At 62.2% G+C, this 16,788-nt stretch carries 14 protein-coding genes; 5 read left to right on the forward strand and 9 right to left on the reverse strand.

All coding sequences use genetic code 11. From position 1 onward, the window contains the following. Nucleotides 1-374: 374 nt before the first annotated feature. From ACUY3D_RS12470 to ACUY3D_RS12480, 3 genes are all read right to left on the reverse strand, one after another. The gene (locus ACUY3D_RS12470) at nt 375-1,061 is read right to left on the reverse strand and encodes a DUF2334 domain-containing protein (protein ID WP_070623075.1); all 687 of its coding nucleotides are present in this window, start codon (nt 1,059-1,061) and stop codon (nt 375-377) included. A gap of 116 nt (nt 1,062-1,177) precedes the next feature. Further along, the gene (locus ACUY3D_RS12475) at nt 1,178-3,286 is read right to left on the reverse strand and encodes a S9 family peptidase (RefSeq protein ID WP_239248963.1); all 2,109 of its coding nucleotides are present in this window, start codon (nt 3,284-3,286) and stop codon (nt 1,178-1,180) included. Between the two features lie 9 nt (nt 3,287-3,295). Then, nucleotides 3,296-4,153 (reverse strand): phosphoribosylaminoimidazolesuccinocarboxamide synthase, encoded by an 858-nt coding sequence (locus ACUY3D_RS12480; protein ID WP_070532429.1) that lies wholly within the window; start codon nt 4,151-4,153, stop codon nt 3,296-3,298. A gap of 64 nt (nt 4,154-4,217) precedes the next feature. Here ACUY3D_RS12480 and ACUY3D_RS12485 point away from each other — a divergent pair, with 64 nt between their 5' ends. Continuing rightward, a complete protein-coding gene (locus ACUY3D_RS12485; protein WP_448241202.1) occupies nt 4,218-5,024 on the forward strand; it encodes a serine/threonine protein kinase in 807 nt (268 codons plus the stop codon). Between the two features lie 115 nt (nt 5,025-5,139). On the opposite strand, the gene purB is transcribed toward ACUY3D_RS12485, so the two are convergent. Together purB and purD are read right to left on the reverse strand one after the other, a co-directional pair. Beyond that, a complete protein-coding gene (purB, locus tag ACUY3D_RS12490) occupies nt 5,140-6,579 on the reverse strand; it encodes an adenylosuccinate lyase (protein WP_448241203.1) in 1,440 nt (479 codons plus the stop codon). A gap of 39 nt (nt 6,580-6,618) precedes the next feature. After that, entirely contained in the window at nt 6,619-7,893 is a 1,275-nt protein-coding gene (gene purD, locus ACUY3D_RS12495) for a phosphoribosylamine--glycine ligase (RefSeq protein WP_448241204.1), read from the reverse strand. A 34-nt stretch (nt 7,894-7,927) separates the two neighbouring features. Here purD and ACUY3D_RS12500 point away from each other — a divergent pair, with 34 nt between their 5' ends. Continuing rightward, nucleotides 7,928-8,356, forward strand: coding sequence for an HIT family protein (locus ACUY3D_RS12500; protein ID WP_101736032.1), 429 nt, complete (start codon nt 7,928-7,930; stop codon nt 8,354-8,356). 3 nt (nt 8,357-8,359) lie between these two features. On the opposite strand, the gene ACUY3D_RS12505 is transcribed toward ACUY3D_RS12500, so the two are convergent. From ACUY3D_RS12505 to ACUY3D_RS12515, 3 genes are all read right to left on the reverse strand, one after another. Further along, nucleotides 8,360-9,814, reverse strand: a complete 1,455-nt coding sequence (locus tag ACUY3D_RS12505) for a sensor histidine kinase (protein WP_448241205.1) — start codon at nt 9,812-9,814, stop codon at nt 8,360-8,362. A gap of 11 nt (nt 9,815-9,825) precedes the next feature. Then, complete coding sequence (locus ACUY3D_RS12510) at nt 9,826-10,530, reverse strand: response regulator transcription factor (RefSeq protein ID WP_070522860.1); 705 nt, start codon at nt 10,528-10,530, stop codon at nt 9,826-9,828. 131 nt (nt 10,531-10,661) lie between these two features. Beyond that, entirely contained in the window at nt 10,662-11,435 is a 774-nt protein-coding gene (locus ACUY3D_RS12515) for a MerR family transcriptional regulator (protein WP_448241206.1), read from the reverse strand. 80 nt (nt 11,436-11,515) lie between these two features. On the opposite strand from ACUY3D_RS12515, the gene ACUY3D_RS12520 reads away from it, so the two are divergent. Next, nucleotides 11,516-12,805: an MFS transporter gene (locus ACUY3D_RS12520; RefSeq protein WP_070532335.1), complete on the forward strand. Its 1,290-nt coding sequence runs from the start codon at nt 11,516-11,518 to the stop codon at nt 12,803-12,805. 50 nt (nt 12,806-12,855) lie between these two features. Here the strand turns inward: ACUY3D_RS12520 and ACUY3D_RS12525 are convergent, their stop codons facing one another. Continuing rightward, nucleotides 12,856-14,601: a pyruvate dehydrogenase gene (locus ACUY3D_RS12525; RefSeq protein ID WP_070532332.1), complete on the reverse strand. Its 1,746-nt coding sequence runs from the start codon at nt 14,599-14,601 to the stop codon at nt 12,856-12,858. 169 nt (nt 14,602-14,770) lie between these two features. Here ACUY3D_RS12525 and ACUY3D_RS12530 point away from each other — a divergent pair, with 169 nt between their 5' ends. Together ACUY3D_RS12530 and ACUY3D_RS12535 are read left to right on the forward strand one after the other, a co-directional pair. Beyond that, the gene (locus ACUY3D_RS12530; RefSeq protein ID WP_448241207.1) at nt 14,771-16,270 is read left to right on the forward strand and encodes an MFS transporter; all 1,500 of its coding nucleotides are present in this window, start codon (nt 14,771-14,773) and stop codon (nt 16,268-16,270) included. After that, on the forward strand, nt 16,257-16,670 hold the full coding sequence (locus ACUY3D_RS12535) for a TetR/AcrR family transcriptional regulator (protein WP_448241208.1): 414 nt from the start codon (nt 16,257-16,259) through the stop codon (nt 16,668-16,670). The genes ACUY3D_RS12530 and ACUY3D_RS12535 overlap by 14 nt, the downstream gene beginning before the upstream one ends. The last annotated feature ends 118 nt before the right edge of the window (nt 16,671-16,788 follow it).

Below are 16,788 nucleotides of genomic sequence, written 5' to 3' on the forward strand. Positions count from 1 at the left end.
GACCAAACATGCGCCTCACCACCAACACATAACCACCAACAACGCCTGAGTAAGACACCGCTACCGGATACTCACTCAGGCGCTACCAGATACTCACCACACCGCTACCATTTCAGTCTTCTGAACATCCTGCCACTTACTCACTGACCCGCGACGCCGGAATACTCGCTAAGTTCGTCTCTGCTCAGCCAGGTCAAGCCCCTCATAAGAGAGGCTTTTCTCGCTCCGATTGCGGGTGGGGCAATTGAAACCTACGTCCGCTACCGCAATTCGGGGATTGCGCTCGTGAAACACGCAGCCAGCACACCCGACGGGTTCACAAACCTACACCGCGTCTAATTCGGCCACACCCCAAAGAAAAAGAGGTTGGTGGGCTATTCGGCGTGCGTGAAAACGGAATAGTCAGCGGGGCGGGCACCTGCTGCCATGGCGCGCTCGGCGGCCTTAAGGAAATCAGCAACTACCTTACGGTCATCGAGGTTGCGGCCGGAAATCGATAGGCGCACGGTGTTTCCGCGCTGGGCGGAGCGCTCGGCAGCGCGGATGATGTTGCGGCGCCACCACTTTGCCGAACCGAAGCCCTCACCAAAGGACAGATTGCGGGCTTGGTGGAGCTCGCCTGTGCGAAGGTCGTGGATGCCACGGGTGGAGGCGGCAAAGTCGAAATCAAACTCGGGAAGGACTTCTAGTGTTCCCTCCGACATTCGCCAGCGCGGCGGTGCAAAGATGGTCGGCTCAAAGCCGATCTTGGCCATCTGTCGCGTCGCGCCCTTGAGGCGCAAACGTGCCTCGTGCGCATCCAGGTTGGCGAACTCCGCACGGCGGCCCTGGACCGCTTGGTCAAAGCCATTGAGAATAAGCACGCGGCCCGATTCGGCCTGCTCGCGAAGCCAGGATTGCGTCGCCGCGTCTTTAGCTAGGTGCCAATTGCCGTCGATGTGCGGCGCCACCAGCAAAGAGACAGGAACGTCAGCTTTATCGAACTGCTTGAGCAGATCGGAGGCTTGGCTTCGGGTGTCATTAAAAATACTGGAAATCGAAACCAGAAGGTGGCCATGCATAAGGAAAATTATCGCACAGCCACCGCCCCGGCGCGCGCTGAGAGAGATTCGGAGCTCCCCCACATGGGCGGCCTAGGCCGCTGGGTGCCTAATGAGCCACACGCCGTAAGTGGTCCCTAGGCCTCGACACCCGCGGCCTGGTTGATCAACCACGCGTACTCGAAAGCCGCCTGCCGCCACTGGGCATAGCGTCCGGACACACCACCGTGGCCGGCGGCCATCTCCGTCTTGAGGAGGAACTCACCGCCGGTGGCAACGTCACGCAGCTTGGCCACCCACTTCGCCGGCTCAACATACAGCACGCGGGTGTCATTGAGCGAGGTCAACGCCAGAATATTCGGGTATTTCTGCGGAGCGATGTTTTCGTATGGCGCATAGGAGGCCATGTAGTCGTAGACCTCCGGATCGTGGTACGGGTCGCCCCATTCCTCCCACTCCACCACCGTGAGTGGTAGCTCCGGCATGAGAATGGACGTCAGCGGGTCGACGAAGGGCACGTTCGCCTCGATGGCCTTAAACCTATCCGGCGCCATGTTTGCCACTGCGCCCATGAGCAGGCCACCGGCCGAGCCACCTTCAGCAACAAGTTGTGAAGGCGTGGTCACTCGGCGCGCGATGAGGTCATCCGCCACCGCGATGAAGTCCGTAAACGTGTTTTTCTTGGCCAGCATCTTGCCGTCGTCGTACCAGTTGCGGCCCATCTCGCCGCCACCGCGAACGTGCGCCATGGCGAAGATCATGCCGCGGTCCATGAGAGACAAACGGAAGACCGAGAAGTACGGGTCCATATTCGCCTCATAAGACCCGTAGCCATAAAGCAACGTCGGGTTCGGCTGCGTGCGGTCCAGGTCCGCACGGTGCACGATGGACACCGGCACCTTCGTCCCATCGGGTGCTTCAGACCAAACGCGGTAGGCCACGTATTCGTCTTTGTCATAGCCGCCTGGGACTTCCTGTTCCTTGAGCAGCGTGTACTCGCCCGTGTCCACGCGGTAGTCAAAGAGCTGTGCGGGCTGAATGAAGGAGGTATAGCTCACGCGCAGCACCGGCGCATCCCACTCCGGGTTGCCGGCCACGCCAACGGTATAGAGCTCTTCGTTGAAGTTGAGCTCGCTGAGGCGCGCCCAGCCCTCCCGCACGTCCATAATCGCCGCCCGGCCGATGCCGCCCCGACGGTAGGCCACGACGATGTGGTCGCGGTAGCAATCAACGCCCTGCAAGCGAACCTCATCATCGTGCGGCATGAGCACGGTGAGCTCACGCAAGGAGGGAAGTTCCTCACTGACCGGGCAATAGCCCAACTCAAAGTTCGGGCCGGTCACGTTGTGCGTGACCACCCAATAGTCGGTACCGTCCACGACCGCGTGGTCGACGTCGTAGTCCACTCCGGACTCGCGCGCCCACAAACAGCGGAACTCACCCTCCGGGTTGTCCTGCTCGAGTACCCATGCCTCACTCGTCATCTTCGAGCTCGACACGATCATGATGTACTTCTCGCTGCGGGTCGTGCCCACGCCGATGCCGAAACGCGAATCCTCCTCGCGCATGACCACGACATCCTCCGACTGCGGGGTACCCACGCGGTGGCGCCACACCGTATCCGGGCGCCATGCATCATCCACGGTGGTGTAAAAGATGAACTCCTCCCCCACCCACGTCGCACCGTAGAAGATACCTTCCAGGCGGTCCTCCAACAGCTCGCCCGTGCGCAGGTCCTTGATGAAGAGCTCAAAGCGCTCATCGCCGGCCACGTCGACCGAATAGGCCAGCAGGTCACCGGAATCGCTCACCGTGGACGCACCCAGAGCGAAGAAGTCGTGGCCTTCGGCGAGCGCGTTGACGTCGAGAAGCACCTGCTCCCCTTCCGGCGCCCCCGTCTCCGGGATGGTCGGCGGGGTCCACGGATCGGAGCCTTCCGGCACCGGGATGCGGCAGCTATAGCCGTACTCCTTGCCCTCCTCGGTGCGGCCGTAGTACCAGTACTTGCCGCGACGCTGGGGCACGGACATGTCCGTCTGCTTGATGCGGGACTTGACCTCGGTGAAGATGTTCTCCGTCAAGGTCTCCAGGTGCGCAGTGCGCTCTTGAGTGTAGGTGTTTTCGGCCTCGAGGTATTCGCGGGTCTCCGGGGCGTCTTTCTCACGCAGCCACTCGTAGTCATCGACGAAGCTGCGGCCGTGGAACTCTCGCGTGATGGGGCGCTTGGCAGCAATCGGTGCGTTCATTCAGCCTCCTTAAAAGGTGGTTCCGGACAGGCGCTCAAAGGCCTCAACATAGCGCGCGCGGGTGGCCTGGACAACGTCGTCCGGCAAGCGCGGCGGCGTGGACTCCTTGTCCCAGCCGGAATTAGTGAGCCAATCGCGCACGTACTGCTTATCGAAGGAAGGCTGGACCTTGCCTTCCTCATAGGTGTCGGCCGGCCAGTAGCGCGAGGAGTCCGGGGTGAGGACTTCATCGGCCAGCACCAGGGTGCCGTGCTTATCGACGCCAAACTCAAACTTCGTATCCGCCAAAATAATGCCCTTCTCCTCCGCCAACGCGGCGGCCGTGGCGTAGATGCGCAGGGTGGCATCGCGCAGCTCCTCGGCGCGTTCGCGGCCGAGCTTGTCCACGACGACGTCGAAGGAAACGTTTTCATCGTGCTCGCCCTGCTCCGCCTTGGTGGCTGGGGTGAAGATGGGCTCGGGCAGGCGGGAAGCTTCGGTCAGCCCTTCCGGCAGCTTGACTCCGCACACGCTGCCGGATGCCTTGTACTCCTTGAGTCCGGAGCCGGTGAGGTAGCCGCGGGCGACGCATTCGAAGGGAAGCATGTCGAGCTTCTGCACGACCATTGAGCGACCGAGGACTTCCTCGGGGATGCGCTCATCATCGAGCGTTCCGGCCAGGTGGTTGGGGAAGTCGATGGCGTCGAAGAAGAACTTCGACGTCGCCGTGAGCACGCGGCCCTTGTCGGGGATGGCCGGCTCGAGGGCGTGGTCATAGGCGGAAATACGGTCGGAGACCACCATGAGCAGGGTGCTGTCATCGATTTCGTAGATATCGCGCACCTTGCCGGAGGCGATGTGGGCATAGGAAGAAAGTTCTGGACGCATGACATACATTCTAGACCCGTCTAGACTGCTTCAAGATACATCCCAATCCCGAGGAGCTAAGCCCGTGCACTCTCGCCTGACCTCCCTTTTGACCTCCGCTGCGCTGGTGGGCGCCACCCTGTCTGTGCCCGCTGCGCACGCAGCCGACATCTCCGTGCGCGAGTCCGCCCACGGACAGTGGCTGTGCACGATGTCGGCGTCCGCCACGGATCGCGCACTAGCCCGCGACGTCCGGGCGGGCTACATCAACACCATCCGCGCGACCTCGGAGAAGATTCAAGCGCAGTTCCCGAAGCTGGACTTCTCCGCGTACACCTCGCGCGATATCAGCAAGGCTCCGGGCTACGCGGCGACGGTGGCCGCGCTGGGCAAGGCCGGCTACACGGGCGCGGATATGGTCATCATCATGGTCGGCGCGTCCGCCCCGGAGGACCTGGTGGAGGATGAATCGGTGCTGTTGCCGGGGGATGCCGAATACTCGATCAATGCGGCGAAGTCCCGGACTGAGAAGGGCCCGGCGCCGTTGTTGTCTACGGGTAGCGATTTCAGCCCCAAGCTGCGCGCCGCTCTGGCAGAAAACCAGGCGCAGGAAAAGGAGGCCGTCGATGCCTTCAACGCAGCGCAGGTGCAGTCCTTTGCCGAGTGCGTGGAAGAGCTACGCAGCCGCGGTGCGCAGGAGGGTATCCAGCCGGTGCCGGAGCTACCCATCCCGGGCAAGACGACGCAGCAGCAAACCTCGTCCACGGGTGCTACGGTTCTCGGCATCATGGCGGTGCTCACCGCTCTGATGATCGGCGGCTACCTTGCTACCAACGGAAAATCCCTCGGCGGCTTCGAGCTGCCGGTGCTGCGCATCCCTGGAATGGCCTAAGAGCTAGTGCCGGGTTGTCCGGCCGCCGATGGGAGGTCGTTTCGATCAAATAGGGGCTAGAAAATTGAAGAGCTGGCAACCTTAATTGATCGAAACGTACCGCCAAGGGGTGAAACTAAAGGATTTCGCCCGGGGTGTAGGCGGCGGCCTGCGGGTGCTGATCAGCAATCGCCTTGATGCGGCCCAGAATCTGGCTCACCTGCGATTCGGCAGCGCCGATGAAAGCGTGCTTGTCCGACAGCGCGGCCTCGAGGGCGGCGGCATCGAGCGGCAGGCGCTCGTCGGCAGCTAGGCGCTCGATCAGATCCTGCTCCCCACCATTCTCACGCATGTTGAGTGCCACGGCGACGGCGTTTTCCTTGATGACCTCGTGCGCGGTCTCGCGGCCCACGCCCGCGCGCACCGCCGCCATGAGGATGCGGGTGGTGGCGAGGAAGGGCAGGTAGCGCTCCAGTTCGCGGTCGATCATCGCCGGGAAGGCACCGAATTCCGCGAGCACGGTGAGGAAGGTTTCAAACATGCCGTCAATGGCGAAGAAGGCATCCGGCAGTGCCACGCGGCGGACCACCGAGCAGAACACGTCGCCCTCGTTCCACTGCTGGCCGGACAGATCCGCCACCATGGTGAGGTAGCCGCGCAGGATTACCTGGAAACCGCACACGCGCTCGCAGGAGCGGGCATTCATCTTGTGCGGCATCGCGGAGGATCCAACCTGGCCTTCCTTGAAACCTTCAGTCACGGTCTCGTTGCCGGCCATCAGGCGGATGGTTGTGGCCAGCGAGGAGGGCGCAGCACCCAGCTCAACGAGCGCAGACACAGCATCGAAGTCGAGGGAGCGCGGGTAAACCTGGCCCACCGAGTTGAATACGCGGGAGAAGCCCAGGTGATCCGCAATGCGCGTCTCCAGCGCGGCGAGCTTGTCCTCGGAGCCTCCCATGAGGTCAAGCATGTCCTGCGAGGTGCCCATCGGGCCCTTGATGCCGCGCAGCGGGTAGCGGCTCAACAGGGATTCCACGCGCTCGATGCCGAGCAGGAGCTCGTCGGCAGCCGAGGCGAAGCGCTTGCCCAAGGTCGTCGCCTGGGCAGCGACGTTGTGGGAACGGCCTGCCATCACCAGCGTCTGGTACTGCGCGGCGTGCTCACCAATGCGCGAGACCACAGCGATGGCCTTATTGCGCACCAGCTCCAAGGAACGCAGAATCTGCAGCTGCTCGACGTTTTCCGTCAGGTCGCGCGAGGTCATTCCCTTGTGAATGTGCTCGCAGCCGGCCAGGGCGTTGAATTCCTCGATGCGTGCCTTGACGTCGTGACGCGTGACGCGCTCACGTTGGGCAATCGAGGCAAGGTCCACGTTCTCTACCTGCGCCTCATAGGCGGCGATGGCCTGGGCGGGAATATCGACGCCGAGATCCTTCTGCGCCTTCATCACCGCGATCCACAGCTGGCGCTCCACAATAATCTTGTGTTCTGGGGACCAGATTTCAGCCATCTCTGGGGAGGCGTATCGAGCGGACAGGACGTTGGAAATGTTCTTCTTTTCAGCCACGTCGCTCATTATTCCACGCCTCGCCCCAAAGGAGGCATTATCAGCGGATTAGATGCTGATCTGGCCCTTTTCCGCTGGCAACGCAATGTCCTTGCGGAAGAAGCTGCCCTCCAGCTTGATGCCGTCAAGTACCTCGTAGGCGGCGGCGCGGGCGTCGGCCAAGGTGGCACCGCGGCCGAGGACGTTGAGAACACGACCACCGTTGGATACGTATCCGCCCTCCCCCGTGGTGGTGCCAGCGTGGAGGACGCGGGTGGGATCATCAAGATCCGGCGAGGTGATCGGATCACCCTTGCGCGGGGAAGCCGGGTAGCCCTCGGCGGCCAGCACCACGGTAACAGCGTAGCCTTCCTCCCACTCCAGCGGCGCAAGTGACGCCAGGCGCCCGGTCGCAGTGGCGTTCAGGACCTCTCCCAGCGGGGACTTCAGCAGAGCGAGCACCGCCTGCGTTTCCGGGTCGCCGAAGCGGCAGTTGAATTCGACGACGGCCGGGCCTTCCTTGCCCCAGGCCAATCCCGCATACAGCAGCCCGGTGTACGGCGTGCCGCGCTTGACCATTTCCTTGGCCACGGGGACGCAGACTTCGTCGACGATGCGCTGGGTACCGTCGGCAGGCAGCCACGGCAGCGGCGTATAAGCACCCATGCCGCCGGTGTTGGGGCCTTCATCGTTGTCATAGGCACGCTTGTGGTCCTGCGCCGGCAGCAGCGGCACGACGGTCTCACCATCCACGAGACAGAACAGGGAAACCTCGGGGCCATCGAGGAAGGACTCGAGCAGCACCGGGTTGCCGGCTGCATGGACGGCGTCGACGTGCGCGCGGGCTTCTTCGCGGGATTCGGTCACCACCACGCCCTTGCCGCCTGCTAGGCCATCGTCCTTGACCACGAAGTGCGGGCCGAAACGGTCGAGCGCGGCCTCGATGTCCGCATCACTTGCGCCAGGGGCGAGCTGCTCCGCGCGGGCGGTGCGCACGCCGGTGGCCGCCATGACGTCCTTGGCAAAGGCCTTGGAACCCTCGATTTGCGCCGCGCTTGCCGACGGCCCGAAGACCGCAATGCCACGCTCACGCAGTGCATCCGCGACGCCTTTTACCAGTGGCACCTCCGGCCCGATGACGACGAGGTCAGCGGCGATGTCCACGGCTAGTTCAACCATGCGCGCAGGATCATCCACCTGGGAATACTCCGGGTGGACGGTGGCCTGCTTCGCATGGGCCGGGGAGCCCGGTGCGATGTGCAGATCGGTAACAGTGGGGTCAGCTTTCAAGCCAGTGAGCAGGGCGTGTTCGCGGCCGCCCGAACCGATAACGAGAATGCGCATGCCGTCTATCTTAACTGGCGGTAGCCTAGGGGCCATGTCTTCCGTATTTACAAAGATCATCGAGGGCGAGCTGCCAGCTCGCTTTGTGTACCGCGACGAGAAATGCGTGGCGTTTTTGTCCATCGAGCCGCTGCGTTATGGCCACACCTTGGTGGTGCCAGTCGAGGAGGTCGATAAGTGGACTGATCTCGATTCAGAAACCTGGGCACACCTCAACGAGATCGCTCTAGAGATCGGTGGCGCCATTAAGACGGCCTTTGATACCCCACGTACCGGCTACATCATCGCCGGCTTCGACGTGCCGCATACCCACATCCACCTCTTCCCCACCGAGAAAATGGAAGACTACGACTTCGCCAAGGCCTTCGCTGCCGACGCCACCGACCCCGCCGCCATGGACGAGGCCGCCGCGCGCATCCGCCAGCACCTCGGCACAGATGAGGATGGCCGCCGCAGCAACTAAGTTCTAGCTGCCGCTCGTTGAGGCCTTGGGCAGTTGGACGGTAAAGACCGATCCGCTGCCCAGCTCAGAGTCCACGGAGATGGAACCGCCGTGCTGCTCCACGAGGGACTTCACGATGGCCAAGCCCAAGCCCGAGCCACCCGTATCGCGGGTTCGTGAGGTATCAGCACGGTAAAAGCGCTCAAAGATGTGGGCTGCATCTTCGGGGGAGATGCCCTTGCCGTCATCGGCAACGTCGATAAGCACGTGCTCCTCGTCATCCCGCAACGTCAGCGTCACCGACGCCTCATCACCGCCGTGACGGATGCCGTTGGACACCAGGTTAAGCAATACCTGGTGCAAGCGGTCCGGGTCTCCGTTGACCATTGGAATCCCGGAGGCTTCGTTGTTGACGTTGATGGTGCGGCCAGAAAAAGCCGCGCGCGCCGAAGAACCCACAGAGAGCACGAGCTCCAACATGTCCACCTCACGCATGTCGAGGCGCGAGCCCTCTGCGCGCGTCAGGGCCAGCAGATCCTCCACCAACAGCGACATGCGCTTCGACTCAGCATCGATCTTGCTGAAGACAAACTCCGGGTCTTGGGTTGCCCCCGAGCGGTACAGCTCCGTGTAGCCGCGCAGGCTGGTCAGTGGGGTGCGAAGCTCGTGGGAGGCATCTCCGACGAAGCGGCGCATCTGTTGCTCCTTCTCCTGCGCATGGAGCACGGAGTTTTGCAATTGCGTCAACATGACGTTGAGCGCTGCGGCGAGCTGCCCCACCTCGGTGTGCAGCGGCCACTCAGGAACGCGTTTATCCAGGTTGCCCGCCGCGATCTGGGAGGCCGTTTTCTCCACCACGCGCAGTGGACGCAAGGCTCTGTGGATGAGCCACATGCCCACCAACGCGATGATGAGCATGACCAACGCCGCGATAATGACCTGGACAATGGCCAGGCCTTTAAGGATGGAGTTCTCCGTCGTCATGTCTTTGGCCACGACGACCACGGAACCATCCGATTTGAGCTTCGCCACGGCCCGCCATTCGGTTTCGCCTTGAACCGAGCGGACACTCGTGGGCTCGCCGCCGACGACCACCGAGCGGGCATCCGGCAACCCCGCCATCGGCCGCGTGGTCACCACGGAACCATCGGGATAATACGCCAGTGCTACATAGTCCGTCGGGGGTCGGCGGCTTCCGTCCTGCGGGGTATAAAAGGCCGCGTCGAGGTTGCTGGCCCAGGAGCCAATCGCGTCATTGAGCTCAGTGTCCACGCGGGTGTAGAGCACATTGCGCATGATCGACGACACCGCCAGGGAGGACATAGCCAGGCCCAAGCCCGAAACCAGAACCATGAGGACGAGCAGCCACGTGCGCAGGGGCAGCGCTTTAGGGCGTTGCATGCGCCGGCGCAGGGCGCTATTCCGCACCGAAGAGGATCCAGAATCCGAGCCCTGAGTGTTCGCGGGGGATTCGCTCATAGTGGATGAGCCTACGTGCGCGGTGTGCGCAGCACATAACCAACGCCGCGGACGGTGTGGATCAGCGGTGTATCGCCGGTATCAATCTTGCGGCGCAGGTAGGAGATGTAGGACTCGACCACGTTGCCATCGCCGCCGAAATCGTAGTGCCAGACGTTGTCCAGAATCTTGGACTTGGACAGCACCACCTCGCGGTTTTGCATGAGGTAGCGCAGCAGGTTGAACTCGGTGGGCGAAAGCTCCACGATCTCCCCGGCCTTGGTGACCTCATGGGTGTCATCGTTGAGAGTGAGGTCGGCATAGGTCATGGTGGCGCTGCCATCCTGATCATCCACCGCATTGCCGCGGCGCAGGATCACGCGCAGTCGGGTGATGACTTCCTCCAGGCTGAAGGGCTTGGTGACGTAATCATCCGCACCGATAGTCAAGCCATGGATGCGCTGATCCACACTGTCCTTGGCGGTGAGGTAGAGGACGGGGCCGTCGAGGCCTTCTGCGCGCAGCTTGCCCAGCAGCTCAAAACCGTCCATGCCCGGCATCATGACGTCCATAATGTAGGCGTCGGGATTGATCTCACGCGCGATGCGCAGAGCCTCGTTGCCGGAGTTGGCGCTGTGTACATCGAAGCCCTGAAACTTCAGGGAGACAGTAAGTAGTTCAACGATATTGGGCTCGTCATCGACGACAAGTACCTTGACGTCCTTTGAATCATCCATGGTCCCGCTTTGGTCCTTTCTCCGCTGTTCCTATGACTAGGTGGCGTGGGGGTTTCTCATTCAAAGTGAGAAGTATTGCACTACGCCTTCCCAGGGTACTGAGCGGAGTCTGGACGTGCGCTGTGAACACATTAGTCCCACACGAGATTATCCAGATCCAGCCCTTCTGCCTGGGCTTGAGCCTCGATCAGCTGGCGCAGGTAGTCGGCGTTGCCACGGTAGGTCTCATCGAAGCGCGGATCCTCGCAATACATGCGCGCCAGGAGCACTTGCTTGGACCTCGACACCGGGTACCACTGGGCGATGAGAGCACAGTGCTTGTCGACGATCTCCTTCGCCTCCTCGCTGCCTGCCTCAAGTCCCGCTTTCGCGGCCTCCTCTAGCTCGGCCGCGAATTTTTCATGCTCCACGGAGAATTCCTCCCAGTCTTTCTTCCCCATCGATTCTGAGACGGCCGCACTGGCCGCCCACTCTGTGCTGTCTCCCCACTTCTCGTGGGCTTCTTCCTGCAACGTGGGCCATGCATCACCCAGGTTGCGCATTTTTTGGCTGGGGCTTAGGTTCTTATCCATTTCAGTCTCCTCAATTAGTCTTTCCACTGCGTACAACATGGCATCGACGTCGGCTCGCCGCTTCTGCAAAGCCTCGTGTTGGGCACGGAGGCGGGCCAGGGTGGCGGAGGAAGGGGCATCGAGAAGCACTGCGATGTCCTTCAGTTCAATTCCCACGCTGCGATAAATCAGGATGTCCATCCCGCGTTGCACGTCATCTTCGGTGTACAGGCGGTGATCACCCCCAGTGCGCCACTGTGGGCTGAGCAGCCCAATGTCATCCCAGTGCCGCAACGTGCGGGTGGTGACTTTGAGGATTTCGGCAACGTCGCCGATGCTGTAGTCGTTACGCATGCCGTTGAGCCTAAAAGTTGACGTCGCGTTAAGTGCAACTCCTGCCACTCAGCACATGTTTTTGCCTACGATAATGAAGCATGACTCACGCCTCGACACGCACTGACCGCCTCACCGTGGCTGCTTGGGCCCTGTGGGACTGGGGTTCGGCAGCTTTCAACGCGGTTCTCGTGACGTTTATTTTCTCGGTCTACCTCACCGACTCGGTGGGCCAGCAGATTGATTCGCAGTTCACACCGGCACAATGGTTGTCGTGGTCCATGACGGTGGCGGGGCTGGTGATTTTTGCGGTCACCCCCGTGATGGGCCAGCGCTCTGACCGGCTGGGCACGCGGCGGCGCGCGCTGGGTTTCTGGTCCCTGCTGACGTTCTTGGTCATGGCTAGCTTATTCTTCATCCGCAATGATGCGCCCGCGTATTTCTGGCTCGGGCTTATCGGCCTGGCGGTAGGTTCGGTGACCATCCAATTCGCCGAAGTCAATTACTTTGCCCAGCTCAATCAAGTGGCCTCCGAGGACAAGGTGGGCCGGGTATCCGGCTTGGGATGGTCGGCGGGCTATTTCGGCGGCATCGCGCTGCTGCTCATCTGCTATTTCGGATTCGTCTCCGGCGAGGGCGGCGCACTAGGGCTAAACACGGAGGGCGGCTGGAATATCCGGCTCGTAGCGTTGCTTTCAGCAGCGTGGTTTGGGTTGTCTGCCATTCCTGTGTTGCTGCGTGTGCCGGAGATTGCGCCGTCGGGTGAATCGACGGGTGGTGTGGCGGCGTCTTACCGCGAGCTGTGGCGCACGGTGGTGACGCTGTGGCGGGAGGACCGCAATGCCTTTGCTTTCCTCTTCGCTTCGGCCATTTTCCGCGATGGGCTCTCGGCCGTGTTCAGCTTCGGGGCGGTGCTGGGGGTGTCCGTCTATGGATTGTCTCCCGGTGACGTGCTCATCTTCGGCGTTGCCGCCAACGTTGCGGCCGCGCTCGGCGCGGTGGCGGGCGGGCTGATCGACGACCACGTGGGCCCCAAAGCCATCATCCTCACCTGCCTGGCTATCTTGACGCTCATGGCCGGCATCATGTTCGTGGCGCAGGGGCCGACGGCCTTCTGGATCTGCGGACTCATCTTGTGCCTATGTGTGGGACCAGCCCAGGCTTCCGCCCGCGGTTTCTTGGCGCGCGTTGCCCCGCCAGGGCGCGAAGGCGAGATGTTCGGCCTCTACGCCACGACCGGGCGGGCCGTGGCGTGGTTGACGCCTTTCCTGTTCGGTGTCTTCGTCTCACTGTTGGGCCAAGGCGACCGGGGAGGCGTGCTCGCCATTGGGCTGGTCCTGCTCGTAGGAGCCCTCGTGCTCATCCCGGTCAAAGACCCCGCCAAGGTGTGAGCTCCTTCGACGTAGCCCCCTTTTAATGTGTGGCGCTTAACGCCGGCACATTAAAAGTCCTGCGGGCGCGGGATGTTGCGCAGGTTGGACTTCGCCATGGTGAGCATCTGGCCCACGCCGCCGCCGAAGACGGTGCGGGTTGCCGCCTTGGAGAAGCCGAGCAGCTGCTCAAAGGTCAGTGTGGGTGGCAGGGAAAGGGCGTTGGGGTCGGTGACGACGTCGATAAGCGCAGGCCCGTCGTAGGCCAAGGCCTCCTTGATGAGGCGCGGCGCTTCCTTCGGGTCCTCGATGCGGAAGTGCTTGATGCCCGCGCCCTCCGCAATCTTGGCGTAGTTCACGTGCTCGTGGTCAGTCTCGTGCTCCGGGAGGCCCTGGACCAGCATCTCCAGCTTGACCATGCCGAGGGAAGAGTTATTGAACACAAACATCTTCACCGGCAGGTTGTGTAGCTTCACCGTGAGGAGCTCGCCCATGAGCATGGACAACCCACCGTCGCCGGAGAACGTAATGACCTGGCGGCCCGGGTTCGCCGCCTGCGCGCCGAGGGCCATCGGCAGAGCATTGGCCATGGTGCCGTGGCGGAAGGAACCAATCTGCTCACGCTTACCATTCGGGGTGATGTAGCGCGCGCCCCAGACATTGCACATGCCGGTATCGACGGTGAAGATGGCGTCCTCATCGGCCTGCTGATCGATGAGATCGGCAATGTACTCCGGGTGGATCGGGGTGTGCTTCTCCACGCCGGAGGTATAGGCCTCGACGACGTGATTCAGCTTGTCGTAGTGCTTCTTGAGCATCTTGTCCAGGAAGGAGCGGTCCTTCTTCTCCTCCACGTGCGGCAGGATGTTCTCGATGGTGGCGGCGACATCACCGGTCACCGGGTACTTGATGCGGGTGCGGCGGCCGATGTGGGAGCCGTCGATGTCAACCTGCGCCACGTTGGCATCCGGCAGGAAGTCGTTGTAGGGGAAGTCCGTGCCCAGCAGGATGAGCAGGTCTGCTTCGTGGGTGGCCTCGTGGGCTGCACCATAGCCGAGCAGGCCGGACATGCCGACGTCGAAGGGGTTGTCGTACTGGATGTACATCTTGCCACCCAGGGCGTGGCCGATGGGGGCCTTGATCTTTTCGGCGAGCGCGAGGACCTGCTCGCGGGCATTCTTCACGCCGGCGCCCACGAAGAGCGCAACGGTCTTGGCCTCGTTGATGGCCTGGGTCAATGCGGCGGCCTCGGCAGGATCCGGGAAGACGACCGGGCTGCCGGCGGAAATAACAGAGGAGGTGAAGGTATCATCCTCGGCCTCCTGCGTGGAGACATCGCCCGGGATAACGAGGACGGACACTCCCTTGCCCGCCATGGTGCTCTGGATGGCGTGGTGCAAGACCACGGCACCTTGGTCAGCGGAGTTCACCATCTCGCAGTAGCTCGAGCACTCTTGGAAGATGGCCTCCGGGTGGGTCTCCTGGAAGAACTTCGAACCGATCTGGCGGGAAGGAATGTGGCTGGCCAGGGCGAGGACCTTGGCGCCGTTGCGGTGGGCGTCATAAAGCCCCTGAATCAGGTGCGTATTTCCCGGGCCGCAGGAAGCGGCGCACACGGCAAGGTTGCCGGTGGTGAGGGAATCGGCCTCCGCAGCAAACGCTGCGGCCTCCTCGTTGCGAACGTGAACCCATTCGATGGAAGACTTCCGCACTGCGTCCACGATGGGGTTGAGGGAATCGCCGACGAGGCCGTAGATGCGCTTCACGCCCTGGGCTTCCAAGGTTTCTACTAATTGTGTGGCGTAATTGCGTGCCATGATTTACCTCTCTAACTTTTGCCGTTAACGGCCCCCAGTGTTCCCCCTTTAAGGCGCGTTTCGCCACCATAAAGCTGACTTCTCACGTCCCAGAAGTTTTGTGACTGCGACAACAACTCTACCCTCTCAGCTTTGAAACTGTAACGACCGTTCGCTATAGTTTCGAACCATGTCAGACCTCCACGTGAAAGCCTCCGCCGAATCCCTCCGCGCCTCCGCTACGCGCCGGTGGACCTTTTTTGGCGTCATTTCCCTGGGCCTGCTCATGATCGGCTTAGACAACTCAATCCTCTACACCGCGCTACCGGTGCTCTCCGATCAGCTCCACGCCACCTCGCTGCAGCAGCTTTGGATCATCAACGCCTACGCGCTCATGCTGGCCGGCCTCCTGCTGGGAACCGGCACGTTGGGCGATAAAATCGGGCACCGCCGCATGTTCGTCATCGGCCTGTGGATCTTCGGCATCGCATCACTGGCCGCAGCGCTAGCGCCCGGCGCGTGGGAATTAGCCGCGGCTCGCGCCTTTTTGGGCCTCGGGGCCTCCATCATGATGCCCGCGACCCTCGCCCTGATCCGCCTGACCTTTGAGGATGAGATTGAGCGCAATACAGCCATCGGCATTTGGGGCTCCATCGCCGTCGTGGGTGCGGCGGCCGGCCCCACGGTGGGTGGCTTCTTGCTTGAGCATTTTTGGTGGGGCTCGGTCTTCTTGGTCAACGTGCCCATCGTCATCATCGCGCTCATCCTCACAGCCTTCCTCGCCCCGCCGAATATGGCGAACCCGGCGAAGCACTGGGATTTCCTCTCCTCGCTGTATGCGCTCATCACGCTGGCCTCGCTGATACTCGTCATCAAGTCGGTGGCCAGCGCCCACCTCAACGCCATGCTCATCGGCGGCGCGCTAGCCGCCTGCCTCATCGGCGCCATCCTCTTCACCCGCCGCCAGCACAAGCTGGAGGAACCACTCCTCACCTTCGATATTTTCCGCTCCCCCATCTTTAGCGGCGGCGTCTTGGCTGCGGCGGGCGCCATGTTTGGCATGGCCGGACTAGAGATGACCACAACGCAGAAGCTCCAGCTGGTGGACCTGTATTCCCCGCTTCATGCCGGGCTCATCATTTCCCTCATCGCGCTGGCCGCACTCCCAATGTCCGCGTTGGGTGGTGCCAACCTCCACCGTTGGGGTTTCTTGCCGATCATCGCCGGTGGCTTCCTCTTCATGGCGGCGGGCATCGGCTGCGTGGTGTGGGGCGGCACGCACGACATCTTCCCCGCATACCTGGCGGGCCTATTCATCACCGGTATCGGCGCGGGGCTTGTCATGTCAGTCTCCTCCACCGCCATCATCGGCGCCGCCCCCGCCTCGCGCTCCGGCATGGCCGCCGGTGTGGAGGAGGTCTCCTATGAATTCGGCACGCTGCTCTCTATTGCGATCACCGGTTCCGTACTCCCCATGGTGTACAAGAGCGGTCTGCCCGAGGACGTCCAAGACCTAGGCATGGAAGCGCTCCACAACCCGGCGCTCGCGGAGGTTGCCGGCCCCGCCTATACCGACGCTTACCTGGCCACCACCGCAGGACTCGGCGTAGTCATGCTCGTCTTCGCCGCGGTCACCGGCTGGTGCTTCCGCACCAACCCCACGTCAGGAGGTGCCGATGCCTCGCACTAGTAAAAAGGTCGAAGCGCTCGACATGGCGCTCACCATCATCGAGAAGGAAGGCGTCCACGCGCTCACTTATGATTCCTTGGCCACGGCCACGGGCATGAGCAAGTCTGGGCTCATCTACCACTTCCCCACCCGGCACCAGCTGCTCATTGACTGCCACTCGTTGTGCGCGGAGCGCTGGGAGGAGGAACTTATCGAGCTTTCCAACGGCAAGACGGCCGAGGAATTAAGCCCGCGCCAGCGCTACCGTGCCGCGTTGGAATCAACGGGCAAGAATGATCCGCTCATTGAGCTGCTGATGTCCATCCACGCGCAGTCCCATCCGGATTTTCAGAAGGTGTGGAGGGATGTCGACGAGCGTTGGCTCCCCGATCCCGCCACGGAGGATGAATCCGTGGCCTAAACGACAGGATGTGTTGGTGAGGTTGGGTGGTTAGCTGGTCTGGCGTGCTGGTATTAGGATGATTTCACTTATCCGGAGGGATACCCCAGCCTCGGGCCGGAAATACCGCCGGGGAAGT

Source organism: Corynebacterium guaraldiae, assembly GCF_053480195.1.

Coding starts and splice junctions, on each gene's coding strand:
- ACUY3D_RS12505 (WP_448241205.1), bottom strand. CDS start 9,814: ATGAGCGAATCCCCCGCGAACACTCAGGGCTCGGATTCTGGATCCTCT.
- ACUY3D_RS12535 (WP_448241208.1), top strand. CDS start 16,257: ATGCCTCGCACTAGTAAAAAGGTCGAAGCGCTCGACATGGCGCTCACC.
- ACUY3D_RS12480 (WP_070532429.1), bottom strand. CDS start 4,153: ATGCGTCCAGAACTTTCTTCCTATGCCCACATCGCCTCCGGCAAGGTG.
- ACUY3D_RS12520 (WP_070532335.1), top strand. CDS start 11,516: ATGACTCACGCCTCGACACGCACTGACCGCCTCACCGTGGCTGCTTGG.
- ACUY3D_RS12475 (WP_239248963.1), bottom strand. CDS start 3,286: ATGAACGCACCGATTGCTGCCAAGCGCCCCATCACGCGAGAGTTCCAC.
- purB (WP_448241203.1), bottom strand. CDS start 6,579: ATGAGCGACGTGGCTGAAAAGAAGAACATTTCCAACGTCCTGTCCGCT.
- ACUY3D_RS12470 (WP_070623075.1), bottom strand. CDS start 1,061: ATGCATGGCCACCTTCTGGTTTCGATTTCCAGTATTTTTAATGACACC.
- purD (WP_448241204.1), bottom strand. CDS start 7,893: ATGCGCATTCTCGTTATCGGTTCGGGCGGCCGCGAACACGCCCTGCTC.
- ACUY3D_RS12515 (WP_448241206.1), bottom strand. CDS start 11,435: ATGCGTAACGACTACAGCATCGGCGACGTTGCCGAAATCCTCAAAGTC.
- ACUY3D_RS12525 (WP_070532332.1), bottom strand. CDS start 14,601: ATGGCACGCAATTACGCCACACAATTAGTAGAAACCTTGGAAGCCCAG.
- ACUY3D_RS12500 (WP_101736032.1), top strand. CDS start 7,928: ATGTCTTCCGTATTTACAAAGATCATCGAGGGCGAGCTGCCAGCTCGC.
- ACUY3D_RS12510 (WP_070522860.1), bottom strand. CDS start 10,530: ATGGATGATTCAAAGGACGTCAAGGTACTTGTCGTCGATGACGAGCCC.
- ACUY3D_RS12530 (WP_448241207.1), top strand. CDS start 14,771: ATGTCAGACCTCCACGTGAAAGCCTCCGCCGAATCCCTCCGCGCCTCC.